This is a genomic window from Thermoanaerobacterium sp. RBIITD (genome assembly GCF_900205865.1).
GTDB lineage: Bacteria > Bacillota > Thermoanaerobacteria > Thermoanaerobacterales > Thermoanaerobacteraceae > Thermoanaerobacterium.
This window is the reverse complement of the sequence record NZ_LT906662.1, coordinates 3,130,762-3,146,828: the sequence shown is the minus strand read 5'-3', so window position 1 is coordinate 3,146,828 and position 16,067 is coordinate 3,130,762. Positions and strand designations below refer to the sequence as shown.

The following is a 16,067-nucleotide window of genomic DNA, read 5'->3' as shown; positions in this document are numbered from 1 at the left end:
AATATTCATAATAATTATATAAAAATACCTTTCATATGACAATAAATTCTTTTATTGTCATAAATATCAGTGTATTTATATATATTCTACATTATTTGATAAATTCCTTCTTTCTTAGGACATTTACAATTAAATTTTTGTTAAAATTTTTCCCAAACCAGATTTTAAAGGAATTATTAGCCTGATTTATTAACATATTCAAGCCATTTGAATTTTTTATTCCGTATTTTTTAGCATACCTTAAAAATAAGGTTTCTTTAGGATTATATATAAGGTCATAAATAAATTTAGCCTTTCTTATAATCTTTTCATCAACAGGTGTGGCATTTACATTTGGAAACATTCCAACACTTGTTGCATTTATTAGTATATCGATATTATCAAAGTCAATTAATTCATCCAATGAAGTGTATTTGCATTCGGTTCTAAATTTTTCTTTTATGTATTTATAAAGATTATACGCTTTTCCTTCAGTTCTATTTGCTATTGTAATGGAATTTACATCATTAAGCGAAAAAGCTACTGCTATAGCTCTAGCAGCACCACCAGCGCCTAATATAACTACATTTTTCCCCCTTATTTCTACACCTTGTTCTAAAAGGGATTCGATAAAACCAGACGCATCGGTATTATATCCTTCTAATCTTCCATCATTATTTTTTATAGTATTTACAGCACCTATTAATTTCGCCTCATCTGATATAAAATCGAGATATGGAATAACCATTTCTTTGTATGGTACAGTCACATTAACACCCATTATACCAAGAGCTTTTATACCAAATACAGCATCTTTAATATTTTCAGGCAAAACATCGAAGCAATCGTATATGCAATTTAATTTTTGATCTAAAAATGCAGTATTATGTATCAGTGGTGATAAACTATGACCAACAGGATGCCCTATTAATCCATATATCTTCGTCTTTGAGTCAATATTCACTAATATCACAACCTTTTTAATACTTGTCTTTCAAGTCTTCTCATAAGCTTTGTCCAACCGAATTCTTCTTTTGATATGGGTGTCACCAATATTGTATAAAGTCCTGCTCTATGTCCACCAAGTATATCTGTGAAAATCTGGTCACCAATAATAGCTGTTTCCTCAGGTTTTGCATCTAAAATCTTTAGTGCCTTATTAAATGCACCCCTTCTTGGCTTTATTGCCCATGCTATACCGGGAACCTCTATTTTTTCTCTAAATTCGTCTACCCTCTTATTTGTGTTATTTGAAATCAAGCATACTCTAAAATCCTTTGATTTCAGATATTTAAATAGCCTAATCACATTTCGATCCGCATATCTGACTTTTTGCGGTACAAGTGTATTGTCTATATCAACAACTAAACAATGTATACCCTTCTCTTTTAATTTTTCAAAGTCTATGTCGTATATAGTTTTTACATACATATCTGGAATTAATTTTTGGTACAATACATTCACCTCAAATTCACTTTTTAATTATACTTTATAAAAAAACAAACTGTCAATATAGACAGTTACATAGTCATCTCTTTAAATAATTTATTCAGCGCTTTTTTTTCTATTCTTGAAACATATGACCTTGATATACCAAGCATTTTTGCTATTTCTCTCTGAGTCTTTGCACCGCCATTTCTAAGTCCGTATCTTAATTCTATTATTAGTTTTTCCCTATTCTTAAGAACGCTATTTATCTTATTATAAAGTTTCTTTACCTGCATTCTTAGTTCTACTTGATCGCTTACTTCATCTGTTTCGGTTCCCAGTATATCTATTAAAGAAATTTCATTGCCTTCTTTGTCAACACCGATAGGATCCTGCAGTGATACTTCTGATTTTATTTTCTTTTCCGACCTTAGTGACATCAATATTTCATTTTCTATACATCGAGCTGCATATGTTGCAAGATGGGTCCCCTTTGATGAATCATATGTGCGAATTGCTTTTATAAGACCTATTGTTCCTATCGATATTAAATCATCAATATCTTTACCTGTATTGCTATATTTTTTAACGACATGTGCTACAAGTCTTAAGTTTCTTTCAATTAGTATGTTTTTTGCATCTTCATCACCATTTTTGTATGCTTCAAAGTACTTCTTTTCTTCTTCCAATGTTAAAGGTTGAGGAAATGAACTGGCATTTGTTAAATACCCAAAATTAATAATCTCTTTGACTATCGAAGCTACAAGTGCAATAAGTGCCGCCCACATTATTGCCACCTCCATTTTTAGTGTCACATATAAAATATATGCTTATTATTAATTTTAGGTGCAAGTCTTATCTATAATATTTCATTATTTCACCAGCAATATCTTTAAAAATTGGTGCCGCTTTTATTCCCCCGATATCACCATTTTTTACAAATATTGATATGGCATACTTAGGCTTATCATATGGAACAAATCCGGTAAACCATGCATGATATATATTTAGTTCTTTATTTACTTCTGCAGAACCAGTTTTGCCAGCAGAACCGTATTCTGTTTCTGCATTTTTACCTGTTCCGTTTGTAACAACATCCCTCATCATCTTTTTTACTATTATGGCTGTATTTTCGCTTACTACTCTATATGAATCATTTTTATGAAGATTTTCTATTTCTTTACCATTTTCGTCAACAATAGACTTAAGAAGATTTGGTACATGCCTTATACCATTATTAGCAATTGTTGCGGCGATGTCAGCGGCTTGAAGCGGTGTTATAGAAACATCGCCTTGTCCTATAGAAAGATTACCAATGCCCGCACCATATGTATTTTTTATTGATGGCAATGTACCAATTTCCTCTTCTATGGGTAAATTGTCATCTATAGTTATTCCAAATTTTTTAGCCATATTTATTATTTTATCTCCACCGGTATTTTGACCTATTTTTATAAACGTCGTATTTGATGAAACTTCAAAGGCCTTATCTATATTTATTATCCCGTTAGCTTCATCCATAAAATTATGAAATACAACACTGTTTATATTAATATATGGTTCATCAATAAAATTATCATATATATTAACTTTTCCATTTTCCAAAGCAGCCGATGCCACTATTATCTTAAATATTGATCCAGGTGGATATGCCATTAAAGCTTTATTCATTAGTTCTTCATTAGTGCTATCAAGGTAGCTGCTGATTTTATTCTGATCATAGTTTGGTCTTGACGCCATAGCAAGGATATCACCATTTTTTACATCTAAAACAACTGCTGCACCATTTATATTATTTTTATCGAGTATATTTTCTACAGCCTTTTGTATATGGTAGTCTAGGGTTGTTTCAATAGAAAAAACATTATCCGATGTACTTCTAACTTTTACACCAAGTCCTTTTAAATAATCATTATAGTTATCTTTAAAAATCGCTATAGATTCATTTCCATAAGACCTCAATGCTCTATCAAATGTATGTTCAAGGCCGGAACTAATGCTTCCATAATAACCGATAATATGTCTTGCTAGTGTGTTGGTATCATATCTTTCGGGCACGTCTAATTTAAAAATGCCAATAGGAAGTTTGCTATTGTATGTATTTAAACATTTATATTTTAAGAAATCACTTTTCGAATTTAAATCATTAAAAATTTTTTCTTTAGGATTCTCAGTTATCTTGCTTAATATAGTCGATGCCAATTCTTTGTCTATTATCATTCCAGGTACTGCATAAATATACTCTGTCGAAGTTCTATCTGTAAATGGTATCAAGTTTCTATCATATATTTCTCCTCTTTTTTGCCCCAAATTTAGACTTTTTATCTTTTGTTCAACTGCAATCTTGGCATATGATTCACCTTTAATAACTTGTATGTAAAATAGCCTTGCCATTAATCCAATTGTAAGTAATGTTAAAGAAATAGCCAAAATCACTAATCTCGTAATTTTATTGCACATAAAGAAACTCCTTTCAGGGATGTAAATATTATTCCCTGCAAGGAGTTATTAAATACGTATATTTAAACCTTTTTCCTTAGAATGTAATATTTCTCAACTGGTTTTTGCATTGGTATTTTTATTATCATCTGTGGATGTGGTGCTACATCTATTTCATTTCCATCTATATCAATTATTTTATCGACAGTTTGTGTAAAAAGGTCTTTAGGTCCCATAACTTCAATGATATCATTTTTAAAGAACCTATTCCTTTGCTCAACTATTGCCATTTTATTTTTATCGTCATAGTCAAGTACCATACCTATAATATTATAGTTTCTAATATATGCTGATGTTTCATAATTATGTGACTCCGCACCTGGCTTTCCGAAATAAAATCCCGTAGTAAAACCGCGATTGCTAGCTTTTTCAACTTCTTCTAAAAGACTTTCGTCAAAAACATATTTATCACCAAATTCGAGATAATCGTCAATTGCTTTCCTGTATGCTTTTGTAACAACAGCAACATAATAAGAACTTTTATTTCTGCCTTCAATTTTCAGACTTGTTACACCTGATTTTATAATATCCGGAACATATTTAATCATGCAAAGATCCTTTGAATTCATTATATATGTTCCTCTTTCGTCTTCTTCTATCTTCATGTACTGTCCAGGTCTTTTTTCTTCAACTAGATAATATTTCCACCTGCACGGATGTGTACATTCACCCTTATTTGCATCCCTTCCTGTTAGGTAATTGCTTAGCTGACATCTTCCAGAGTATGAAATACACATTGCACCATGAACAAATGCTTCAAGTTCAAGGTCAATCGGTGTTTTTTTTCTTATGGACTTTATTTCATTTAAAGATAATTCTCTTGCTAAAACAATTCTTTTTGCACCAAGCTTATACCAAAATATTGCGCTTTTATAGTTTACATTGTTTGCTTGTGTGCTAATATGGATTTCCATTTTTGGTGCTACTTCTTTGACAATAGAAAAAACGCCCGGATCTGATAAGATGACAGCATCTATTCCTATTTTGCTTATTTCATCAATATATTCTGGTAAGCCATCTAAGTCTTCATCATGTGGAAATATATTTACAGTCAAATATGCTTTTTTATTATGCTTTTTAATATATTCATTAGCATATTTGATTTCATCGAGGCTTAACCCTACAGCTGCTCTTAATCCATAGTGATTTCCTCCAAAGTATACGGCATCTGCACCATAATTTATCGCTATCTTAACCCTCTCAATATCACCAGCAGGTGATAAAAGCTCAATCATTTTTTGCCTCCTTTATACTAACAGACAATCCATCACCAATTGGTATAATAGATGTCACAATACCTTCTCTATTTAATATTTCATCTATAAAATCTCTCATCCTATATATTATAGTTCTTCTTTTATGTTTTACATTTATTTCATTGGCTACATATCCTTTATAAAGAATATTATCGCATATTAGAATACCATCATCATTTAGTAACCTCAAACATTCATTGAAAAATTCCTTGTAATGACCTTTTGAAGCATCTATAAATATCATATCATATTTGTTATTAAGGTTTGGTAATACTTCAATGGCATCACCTTTAATTAGTTCAACTCTATTGAGAAGTAGTGCCTTCAAAAAATTATCTTTTGCCATTTCGGCTCTTTCCAAATCCTTTTCTATAGTAATTATTTTTGCATCTTTATAAGCATTTAGCATAATAATTGATGAATAGCCAATTGCCGTACCTATTTCAAGAATATTTTTAGGCTTCTTAATTTTGACCATAGTTTCTAAAAATCTAGCAACTTCTGGCTTAACGATAGGTATAAAATTTTTATTGGCATAATCTTCTATATCTTTTAATAAACCTTTATTAACATCAAAGAGATTCCTTATATATTTAATGTCAGCATCTATCATATATTTTTACACCTTCGTAATTCAATTTATCTTTTTCTGGGCTTCTATATGGCTTATATAGGTTTTGCTGAATATGTGTGAACCATCACTTTTGGCGACATAATAATAATAATCATGCTTTGCAGGATTTAGTGCTGCTTTAATGGATTTTAAACCCGGATTGCTAATAGGACCTATAGGAAGTCCAGCATTTAAATATGTGTTATATGGTGACTCAATTTTAAGGTCATTGTATGACAGTTTATCTTTATGTTTTTTTAAAGCATATTCAACAGTTGCATCAATCTGAAGCTTCATGTTTTTATTTAGCCTATTATATATTACACCGGCTATTAATGGCCTATCACTGTCTAGTTTTGCCTCTTTTTCAATCATTGATGCAATAATTACTATCTTATCTGCAGACATACCAACTTTACCTTCATTATCTTTTATATATTTTTTATATACTTCATCAAACCTTGAAAGCATAAGATTTATTATATCGTCTTCACTTGCACCGTTTTTTACTAAATATGTGTCAGGGAAAAGATACCCTTCAAGGCGATCTGGACGACTATAGGGAACATTTTTTAAAAAATCATAATTAAATACACCATATTGTGCATCTTTTAAAAATTTATCCTTATTAACAAGCCCCATATATTGAAGCCTATCAGCTATTTCGCTTACTGTGAATCCTTCCGGTATAGTGACTTTTACAGAGTCTATTATTGACTTTCCATCTTTTAACTTTTTAATTATTTCGTCTGTAGTCATATTTGAACTCAAAAGATACTTTCCTGCCTTCATTTGGACTTCACTGTCATTCAATCTAGATCTTATTATAAAAAACAATTCATTTTTTATAATATTATTTTCATGTAATATCTTTGCTATTTTAATTGTTGATGATCTTGGCGGAATAACCACTATTTTTTGTATTGGATTATTATCAACAGGTTTAAAAAGACTTTTATAATATACAATAGTGGACAATATAAAAAAAACGATAACTATAGCAAAAGTCATAATGCTTTTTTTTCTCTTGTTTTCAGCCCTAATCATCTTATTCTCCCCTTAAAACAAATAAATCGACACTTTATACAATGATTATATAATTATATAAAAACAAAAACAAGTAAGCATAAACTTACTTGTTATATTTAAATTATTTAATATTTACAACATCCATTATAATTTTCGTTATATCATCCATTATTCTAGAGAAGCTATACTCAGCAGTAAGATATGAATTTAGTTCAGGGTTAAGTCTCAGTATTTCATATAACTTTTTTAATTTTTCTTCATCTTCTTTGCTGACTTTCTCACCTGTTAATTCTTTTGACTGAATTTCAAGCTGCTTTTTTCTAAAATCTTCAAGCATTTTTTTATTTTGTTCATTAGAATTAACCTTTTTATAAGCTTCTTTGAATGCGATGTACTCTGGTAATTCCTCAATAGCTCTTTTAAGCTCATATGCTTTGTCATATACGTTCATTCGAATACCCCCTATATTTCCATTATTATTGGCAATATCATAGGATTTCGCTTAGTTTTTTCATATAAAAAGCTACTTAGGCATTCCTTTATCATGGTTTTTATTGATGACCATTCTGTTATATCATCCTTTTCGCATTGTGTCAGCGTTTCTTTTACTAAGTTTTTAGCTTCTTCCATTAAATCTTCAGATTCTCTGACATATACAAATCCTCTTGATATAATATCAGGTCCGGCTATAACGGCACCTTTTTCCTTAGAAATTGTAACAACAACTACTAGGAGACCATCCTGTGAAAGATGTTTCCTGTCTCTTAGGACAATATTTCCAACATCACCGACACCAAGTCCGTCAACAAGTACTTTCCCGGCTGTTACTGTACCTGCAATTCTTCCGGAATTTTTTGTAAACTCAATTACTGTTCCATTATCAGCAATAAATATATTTTTAGGATCCATACCTAAGTCTTCGGCTAATTTAGCGTGCTGTTTTAAGTGTCTATATTCTCCGTGTACGGGGATAAAAAATTGTGGTTTTATTAGTGTGTGGAGTAATTTTATTTCTTCTTGGCAAGCATGTCCTGATACATGTACATCTGCTAAAGCATCATAGATAACCTCTGCACCTTTTTTGAAAAGTTGATTAATTACTCTTAATATAAGTTTTTCATTTCCAGGTATTGCAGATGCAGATATTACCACTGTATCTCCCGGTACTATTTCAACTTTTTTATGCTCTGATGATGCCATTCTCGTCAGGGCTGACATTGGTTCACCTTGGCTTCCCGTCGTAATAATAACAACTTTATCATAAGGTAATTTATTTGCGTCATCTATATCAACTAATGTACCCTCCGGTATGCTTAAGTACCCCAATTCATTAGCAACGTTCACTACATTAACCATACTTCTACCAGATATAGATACCTTTCGCCCATACTTATGAGCGGAATCAATTATCTGCTGAACTCTGTGGATATTTGATGCAAATGTTGCGACTATTATTCTCTGTTCCGCTTTCCTAAATATATTATCAAAAGTATCACCGACAGTTTTTTCTGACATCGTATAGCCTGGCCTTTCAACATTGGTACTATCGCAAAGCATCACAAGAACGCCTTCCTCTCCAAGTTCAGCAAATCTGTGAAAATCCGCAACCTCTCCCCCAATTGGAGTAAAATCTATTTTAAAATCTCCTGAATGAAACACAGTACCGACAGGTGTGTGTATCGCAAGTGCTGCCGAATCAGCTATACTGTGGGATGTCCTTATATACTCTACTTTAAACTGACCGATTTCTACAATTTCCCTTGGCTTTACTATTATAAGCTTGTTATCTCTCAATAATCCATTTTCCCTTAATTTATATTCTACAAGTCCGAGAGTTAGTCGCGTTCCGTATACAGGCAAATTTAATTGTTTTAAAACATAAGGTAATGCACCTATATGATCTTCGTGTCCATGGGTCAAAACAATAGCTCTTACTTTTTCCTTGTTTTTAAGTAAATATGAAATATCTGGTATAACAAGATCAATTCCGAGCATTTCATCATCGGGAAAAGCGAGACCACAGTCAACAACTATTATGTCATTTCCGTATTCAAAAACGGTCATATTTTTCCCGATCTCATTTAGTCCGCCCAATGGTATGATTTTTAATTTTGTCTTATTCGTCAAATACATATCTCCTTTCTTTAAATTATGGATAACATTATTTTATCCAATGATACTAAAACATTACCCGTACATCACACTAATTAATGTAATTATACTTTATTTGAAAAATATGTTCAAGCACATTTATCTAAAATTAAGCCTGTTAAATTAACAGGCTTAATTAATGTTTAGCTTTGCACTTGCTACAATATCCAAAAAATTTTACATTATGGTCAACGATCTCAAAGTTTTTTGTGCTTTCAATGGCTTCTTCTAGATTTTCAAGTAAATCTCCTTCCATTTCAATAACACTACCGCATTTTAAACATATCAAATGGTGGTGCTGATGATCCTCATTATGATAAAGTTCATATCGACTTCTTCCATCGTCAAAATTTAATTTATATATAACCCCTAGATCATCAAATAATTGCAATGTTCTATAAACGGTCGCAAGACCAATTTCAGGATATTTTTCCTTAACAAGGTCATATATTTCCTCTGATGATAGATGTTTCTCTCTATTTTCTATAATAACATCTAGAATTGCACGCCTTTGTGTAGTAAGTTTAAAACCCTTCCGCTTTAAACTTTCTTTAATATCATCAATTTCATTCATTTTTTCACCACCTTGTATATATATCCGTTTATACCAGTTTATGCTCAATATTCTCAATTGTCAACAGTTTTTATTAAAATAAATTGACTTTATTATAATACAATGCAATATAAGATTCAACAACTTTTCATTATCAATTGAAAATAGATTTTTTATTTACATTGCACTTTTTTTTGCATTTCAAGCAATTTCCGGTGCATCCATGTAGTTCAAATAATATTTTATTACAGCGGGGACATCTTAAAGTCTTATCATCTACATTGTATCCGCATTGTGGACATATATTCATTATTATCACCTTTATGATTTCAATTTTTATATTATATTAATTATTTGTGCAAGAGTTCCTCCAACCAAGAACGCGAGAAAAACTGAGCCAAACCATATTATCAAAGATTCATTTTTGCCTCTTTCTTTAAATATCACCATCGTTGCAGCAATACAAGGTACAAAAAGTGTAATAGTCACAAGTGCAACAAGGGTCTGTTTTGGCGATAAATTTAAGGAATAAAGACCTGCAGCGCCGAAATCCCGTCTTACAAAACCCATTATAAAAGCATTAGCAGCTTGTTTTGGAAGTTTAAGCCAGACTGTTGTCAATGGCGATGCCAATCTTTGTATAATATCGAGAATACCCGTATACTGTAAAATTGCTATTATTAAAGATCCAATAGCAAAAAGAGGTACCGCATCTTCTAAAAACATCTTGGTTTTTGATAAAGTCTTTTTAATTACATTTTTTGCTTCAGGCATTTTTAATGTCGGTAGGTCTATAAGAAGATCCGATGATTTGCCTGGTAATACTTTATTTAATATTTTACCTATAGCTAAAAATATAACTATTAAAATACCACTATATGCTAATATATATGATAATCCAAGCGGTGCAATCATGCTTGCAATAACAGCCAATTGTGCAGAACAAGGTATGGCAAGTCCTAATAGCATGGTTGCAATAAATCTCTCACGCCTTGATCCAAGAATCCTTGTTGTTATTGTAGCCATTGTTACGCAGCCTAGGCCAAGAATCATAGGAATAATAGCTTTTCCATTTAGTCCAAGGCCTGTAAGCACTCTATCGACAAGTGCCGCAATTCTCGGTAAATATCCTGAATCTTCTAAAAGTGACAAGAAAAAATAAAAACCTATTACAAGCGGTAAAAGTAATCCAATTACATATATGACTGTCATGGTAAGTAGACCAAATTCGCCGATCAATATACTACCGAAAAATGACTTAATTGGTATTATACTTCCAATTAATTTAACAATAAAAGGTTTGTATATCCCATCCATTATCTCGCCCTCAGTAAATCCTACGACTGTTTGAGCTATAATAACACCTATGACTTCATACATGATACCAAGAGTTATTATCAATAAAGGAATACCTGTTATTGGCTTTAACATCATTCTGCCGAGTTTTATGTTAAACGACGCCCCATTATTCTCTTCTTTTATGACATTATTTATTATTTCATTAACCCTTTTACGTCTTTCATTGTATATAATTTCCCTAAGACCAATTTTCTCTTTGATCCCATTTCTTTTCATAACATTTTCATCGTCTTCAAGAATCAATAGAATCTCTGATTTGTTAGGAACATCAAATTTAAATTCATTATAATATTTTTTGACCACATTCGTTCTATTGCCATATTTAGCATTATATATATTGTTTTTAACTTCTTTTACGCCCATATTTTTAGTCGCTATACATGGTATTACAGTAACGCCTAATTCCATTTCAAGTCTTTTTACATCAATCGAAATGCCATTTCTTTTAACCTCATCCATCATATTTAATGCAATAATTAGAGGTTTACCCATATCTATGAGTTGTTGTGTTAGAAATAAATCTCGTTCTATGTGAAGTGCATCAACTACATTCAGAACAATATCAGCATCAAGAATAACATCCCTTGCAACTCTTTCTTCATCATTAAATGACGACACTCCATAAACACCTGGTGTATCAATTACTACATCATTACCAAACTTACCATGACTTATATCAACAGTAGTACCGGGAAAATTTGACACATCAACATACATTCCTGTAAGAGAATTGAAAAAGACAGATTTACCAACATTCGGATTACCAACGAGGACTATTTTTTTAGCACCCTTTGGTACATCAATTTTTAATTCTGTACAGCAGTTGCTCATCTTAAGCCTCCTCAAGCCTTATTTTTATTTTTTCAGCAAGTCTTCTTCCAATCGCAATTTCCTGCATGCGGTTTTGTATAATTACAGGCCCTTTTGGCAACTTTTCTATACACTTCACCCGGGCACCACCTATTATGCCAAAGCGAATCGCCTGCATTCTTACACTTTCATCTTCAATCTCTTCTATAATGACATTACTTCCAATTTTTGCAAGGTCTAATGTCATCTTAAACACCCCCTCGTATATTATGTAAATGTGATATTGAGATTCATTATCAATTATATTTTATAATTATTATTTCTGATTGTCAATAATTTAATAAAATCAATATTTTTATAATATTTCCCAAGTAATATTTTCTTAATAGAGAATATATTACTAATTGCCAAGAAAATGGATTTGTTGACAACTATTATTCGAATAAAATCTTTAATAATAAAAGATATACCAGAAAGGTATATCTTTTATTCATCATGTTCACATTCACAGTCATCGTCGCATTCACAGTCATCGTCGCATTCACAGCTGTTTTCATCCATCAATTCATTATATGCCTCGACGACATCATTAAATTCTTCTTCGTCCTCTATTCCTACAAATAAGTCCTCGCCATTTTCATCTTGTTCAACCCTTAATATATATGCATCATCACTGTCACTATCGAGTGGTGCAACGACAGCATATTTTGTATCATCAAGTTCAAAAGATGAAATAAGTTCAAATTCGACTTCATTTCCTTCGTCATCAACAAGATGAATTATTTCATTATCCATTTCATTATCCAAAAAAATCACCTCAATTCTTCTATTCGGATAATCTCATTGTATTATACAAAAAATTTCCTGTCAAGTAAATTTATATTTTCCTTTTGTGATCAAGAAATCCTTGAAGAATTATTGTTGCAGCTAATTTATCAATTACTTTTTTCCTTTTGTCACGTCTCATATCAGCTTTTTCTATTAACATCCTGTTTGCTTCAACGGTCGTTAGCCTTTCATCCCATAAAATTATAGGCAATTTTATTTCCTTTTTTAGATTCTCTACAAACTCAATAACTTTTTGTCCTTGTGGTCCAATTGTGCCATTCATATTTTTAGGAAAGCCAACGACTAGCTCTTCTGCTTGAAAGCTATTTACTAACTTCTTGATCTCAATTATATCTTCCTCTATTATAGTCCTCTTTAGTGTTTTTATACCTTGTGCTATTAATCCAGATGGATCACTAACTGCGACCCCTATTGTTTTATCACCTACATCTAATCCTATTGTACGCAACATAATTCTCTCCATTCAAGCAAATACAATATGCCTCACACTTATGTGTGAGGCCAAATTTATTTCCCAAGATAATTTTTAACAAGTTCTTCGACTAATTCATCTCTTTCGATCTTTCTTATAAGATTCCTCGCGTTTTTATGACTAGTTATGTAAGTAGGGTCACCTGAAAGAATATATCCTACTATCTGATTAATAGGATTATATCCTTTTTCCAATAAAGCATCATATACGGATTTTAGTATCTCCCTTGCTTTGTTGTCTTCATTCTCGAGATGGAATCTCATGGTTTCGTCATTTTTATCTGTCATTTTATATCACCTCTATGGGATTTTCATTTAATATATTATACGTCTATAATATATTAAATGATGAATATGAGTCAAGCTCAAGTTTTATTTTATTTGAAGCTTCTCCATAACCAACATCTTTGATGCATTTAAAGCATCATTTATTTTATCTAGGTTATTTCCGACACCTTGTGCCATATCAGGTCTTCCGCCGCCCTTTCCACCGGCAATTTGGCATACTTCCTTTATAATAGTTCCCACATTTATACCAAATTTAACTGCATCTTTTGTAGCCATTCCTACAAAATTAATTTTCCCATTTCTTATTGTGGCAAATACTAAAACAGCACTCTTTAATTTGTCTTTAAGTATATCGCCCATCATTTTCAGTTCATCCACATCCAAATCATTTAGCACAGTGCTAATAAATTTCACCCCATTAAAATCCACTGCTGAATTGATTAATCTCTCAGATGTAGACGAAACAATTTTCGACTTCAACTGTTCTATCTGTTTCTCGTAATCTTTTATAGTCTGATTCAATCCAATTACTCTATTTACTATGTCTTTCTCATTAACTTTAAGGATTTGACCAACATTAGCTATTATTTCCTCTTTTTCATTCAAATACTTTACAGCATTTATTCCAGTTACAGCTTCTATCCTCCTGATACCTGCAGCAACACCACTTTCTGAAATAATTTTGAACACTCCTATATTTCCCGTATTATCTACATGAGTTCCTCCGCATAGCTCTTTGCTATAATCAGATACATTTACAACTCTGACAACATCTCCGTACTTTTCTTGAAATAATGCCATAGCGCCTTTTTTCAATGCCTCATCGTGAGACATAATTTCAACCGAAACATCGATGTTTTCGTATATTTTCTCGTTAACCTCGTTTTCTATTGTCTTAATTTCTTCATCAGTAAGTGCTTGATAATGTGTAAAATCAAATCTGAGCCTTTCTGGTGTAACCAGAGATCCTGCCTGATGTACATGATCGCCTATAAACTTTCTTAATGCGCTATGAAGCAAATGTGTTGCAGTGTGATTTCTGGCTGTACTAAGTCTATTCTTCTTGTCTATCAAAGCTTCAACCGTGTCACCTACGCTTAAAATACCTCTTTCAACAGTACCTATATGAACAAACTTGTTTCCACCTGCTTTTTTACAATCTTTTATATTGATAAAAACATCTTCATTTTTTATAATTCCTTTATCACCAACTTGCCCACCGCTTTCGGCATAAAATGGCGTCACATCTAGAATTACATTTATTTCTTCTCCGGCTTCAGCAGAATCAACAAGTTCATTGTCCTTTATAATAGCTAAAACTTTAGCATCTGACTTTGCAACGTCATATCCTACAAATTTTGTTTCTATATCTTTCAGTGTTGAATAAATATCTTTTTCCCAGAGAGCATTGTCTTCTTTCCTGCTGTTTCTAGCTCTTAATCTCTGTTTTTCCAACTCTTTTTGGTATTCATCTTCATCTACCGTCATACCTGACTCATTAAGTATTTCTTTTGTAAGTTCTATAGGAAAACCGTAAGTATCGTATAATTTAAATGCTTTAATTCCTTCAAGGACGGTTTTTCCCTCGGATTTTAGATCGTTTATATACTCATCAAGTATGTTTAACCCCTGATCTATTGTTTCTTTAAACCGTTCTTCTTCCCTTTTTATTACTTTTTTTATATAATCTCTTTTTTCTATAAGTTCCGGATATGCTCCAGAATAGTGCTCTACAACTGCATCAACGACATTATGTAAGAATGGCTTATCAAGTCCTAATAATTTTCCATATCTTGCTGCCCTTCTCAATATCCTTCTTAATACGTATCCTCTACCTTCATTTGACGGCAATATTCCATCAGAAATCATGAAAGTAACCCCTCTTATATGGTCAGTTATAACCCTTAAGGACACATCGTTTTTCTTGTCGTCTCCATACTTCACACCTGCCATTTTGCCAACATAATCAGTAATCCCTCGTATAACATCAACATCGAATATGCTGTCAACACCCTGCATAATTGTCGCCATTCTTTCAAGCCCCATACCTGTATCTATATTTGGTTTTGGCAATGGGTTGTAATTGCCTTCTGAATCTTTGTCAAACTGAGTAAATACAAGGTTCCAAAATTCTATGAATCTGTCACAATCACAACCAACACCACAAGTTGGCTTCCCGCATCCCTTTTCTTCGCCTCTGTCGAAATATATTTCAGAACACGGTCCGCACGGGCCTGTACCAATCTCCCAAAAATTGTCTTCTTTACCCATCCTAACGATTCTCTCAGGTGGAAGTCCTACAACTTTATTCCATATATCATATGCTTCATCATCGTTTTCATATATGGTTACCCATAGTCTATCTTCCGGCAATTCTAAGACTTTCGTCACAAACTCCCATGCCCATGGTATTGCTTCTTTCTTAAAATAATCACCAAAAGAAAAATTGCCCAGCATTTCAAAAAAAGTCCCATGCCTTGCTGTCTTTCCAACTCTCTCTATATCTGGTGTTCTAATGCATTTTTGACATGTGGTAACTCTTTTTCTTGGTGGAATTTCCTTCCCTGTAAAATATGGTTTTAAAGGCGCCATTCCCGCATTAATCAGCAATAAACTTTTGTCATTTTTTGGCACAAGTGAAAAACTTGGCAATCTTAAATGTCCTTTACTTTCAAAAAAACTTAGATACTTCTCCCTTATCTCATTCATTCCGAGCTTTTCCATATATATCCTCCTTAAGTTTACAAAAAAACGTCCGCAAGGGACGGCAAATACCTTCTCT

General features: G+C 32.1%; 16 protein-coding genes. All 16 read right to left on the bottom strand.

The features are described from left to right. Positions 1–91: 91 nt before the first annotated feature. Entirely contained in the window at positions 92–943 is an 852-nt protein-coding gene (gene aroE, locus CPG45_RS15255) for a shikimate dehydrogenase (RefSeq protein ID WP_096232912.1), read from the bottom strand. 5 nt (positions 944–948) lie between these two features. Beyond that, complete coding sequence (locus CPG45_RS15250) at positions 949–1,434, bottom strand: YqeG family HAD IIIA-type phosphatase (RefSeq protein ID WP_096232910.1); 486 nt, start codon at positions 1,432–1,434, stop codon at positions 949–951. Between the two features lie 65 nt (positions 1,435–1,499). Continuing rightward, positions 1,500–2,195, bottom strand: coding sequence for an RNA polymerase sporulation sigma factor SigK (gene sigK, locus CPG45_RS15245; protein ID WP_096232908.1), 696 nt, complete (start codon positions 2,193–2,195; stop codon positions 1,500–1,502). 67 nt (positions 2,196–2,262) lie between these two features. After that, the gene (locus CPG45_RS15240; protein ID WP_096232906.1) at positions 2,263–3,867 is read right to left on the bottom strand and encodes a peptidoglycan D,D-transpeptidase FtsI family protein; all 1,605 of its coding nucleotides are present in this window, start codon (positions 3,865–3,867) and stop codon (positions 2,263–2,265) included. 62 nt (positions 3,868–3,929) lie between these two features. After that, positions 3,930–5,141 carry a peptidase U32 family protein gene (locus CPG45_RS15235; RefSeq protein WP_096232904.1) on the bottom strand — a complete coding sequence of 404 codons (1,212 nt, stop codon included), beginning with the start codon at positions 5,139–5,141 and terminating at the stop codon, positions 3,930–3,932. Further along, positions 5,134–5,775, bottom strand: coding sequence for an O-methyltransferase (locus CPG45_RS15230; RefSeq protein ID WP_096232902.1), 642 nt, complete (start codon positions 5,773–5,775; stop codon positions 5,134–5,136). Before CPG45_RS15230 ends, CPG45_RS15235 begins: the two co-directional genes overlap by 8 nt. A gap of 21 nt (positions 5,776–5,796) precedes the next feature. Further along, positions 5,797–6,822 carry an endolytic transglycosylase MltG gene (gene mltG, locus CPG45_RS15225; protein WP_096232900.1) on the bottom strand — a complete coding sequence of 342 codons (1,026 nt, stop codon included), beginning with the start codon at positions 6,820–6,822 and terminating at the stop codon, positions 5,797–5,799. Positions 6,823–6,925: 103 nt separating this feature from the next. Continuing rightward, positions 6,926–7,255, bottom strand: a complete 330-nt coding sequence (locus tag CPG45_RS15220) for a YlbF family regulator (RefSeq protein ID WP_096232898.1) — start codon at positions 7,253–7,255, stop codon at positions 6,926–6,928. An 11-nt stretch (positions 7,256–7,266) separates the two neighbouring features. Beyond that, positions 7,267–8,937, bottom strand: coding sequence for a ribonuclease J (locus tag CPG45_RS15215; protein ID WP_096232896.1), 1,671 nt, complete (start codon positions 8,935–8,937; stop codon positions 7,267–7,269). Between the two features lie 154 nt (positions 8,938–9,091). After that, on the bottom strand, positions 9,092–9,529 hold the full coding sequence (locus tag CPG45_RS15210) for a Fur family transcriptional regulator (RefSeq protein WP_096232894.1): 438 nt from the start codon (positions 9,527–9,529) through the stop codon (positions 9,092–9,094). Between the two features lie 315 nt (positions 9,530–9,844). Continuing rightward, on the bottom strand, positions 9,845–11,698 hold the full coding sequence (feoB, locus tag CPG45_RS15205; RefSeq protein ID WP_096232892.1) for a ferrous iron transport protein B: 1,854 nt from the start codon (positions 11,696–11,698) through the stop codon (positions 9,845–9,847). A 1-nt stretch (position 11,699) separates the two neighbouring features. After that, positions 11,700–11,924 carry a FeoA family protein gene (locus tag CPG45_RS15200; RefSeq protein WP_096232890.1) on the bottom strand — a complete coding sequence of 75 codons (225 nt, stop codon included), beginning with the start codon at positions 11,922–11,924 and terminating at the stop codon, positions 11,700–11,702. 239 nt (positions 11,925–12,163) lie between these two features. Further along, positions 12,164–12,472, bottom strand: coding sequence for a DUF1292 domain-containing protein (locus tag CPG45_RS15195; RefSeq protein WP_096233659.1), 309 nt, complete (start codon positions 12,470–12,472; stop codon positions 12,164–12,166). Between the two features lie 82 nt (positions 12,473–12,554). Further along, the gene (gene ruvX / locus CPG45_RS15190) at positions 12,555–12,974 is read right to left on the bottom strand and encodes a Holliday junction resolvase RuvX (RefSeq protein WP_096233657.1); all 420 of its coding nucleotides are present in this window, start codon (positions 12,972–12,974) and stop codon (positions 12,555–12,557) included. Between the two features lie 59 nt (positions 12,975–13,033). After that, on the bottom strand, positions 13,034–13,285 hold the full coding sequence (locus CPG45_RS15185; protein ID WP_096232888.1) for an IreB family regulatory phosphoprotein: 252 nt from the start codon (positions 13,283–13,285) through the stop codon (positions 13,034–13,036). Between the two features lie 84 nt (positions 13,286–13,369). After that, positions 13,370–16,009: an alanine--tRNA ligase gene (gene alaS / locus CPG45_RS15180; RefSeq protein WP_096232886.1), complete on the bottom strand. Its 2,640-nt coding sequence runs from the start codon at positions 16,007–16,009 to the stop codon at positions 13,370–13,372. Between the last annotated feature and the right edge of the window lie 58 nt (positions 16,010–16,067).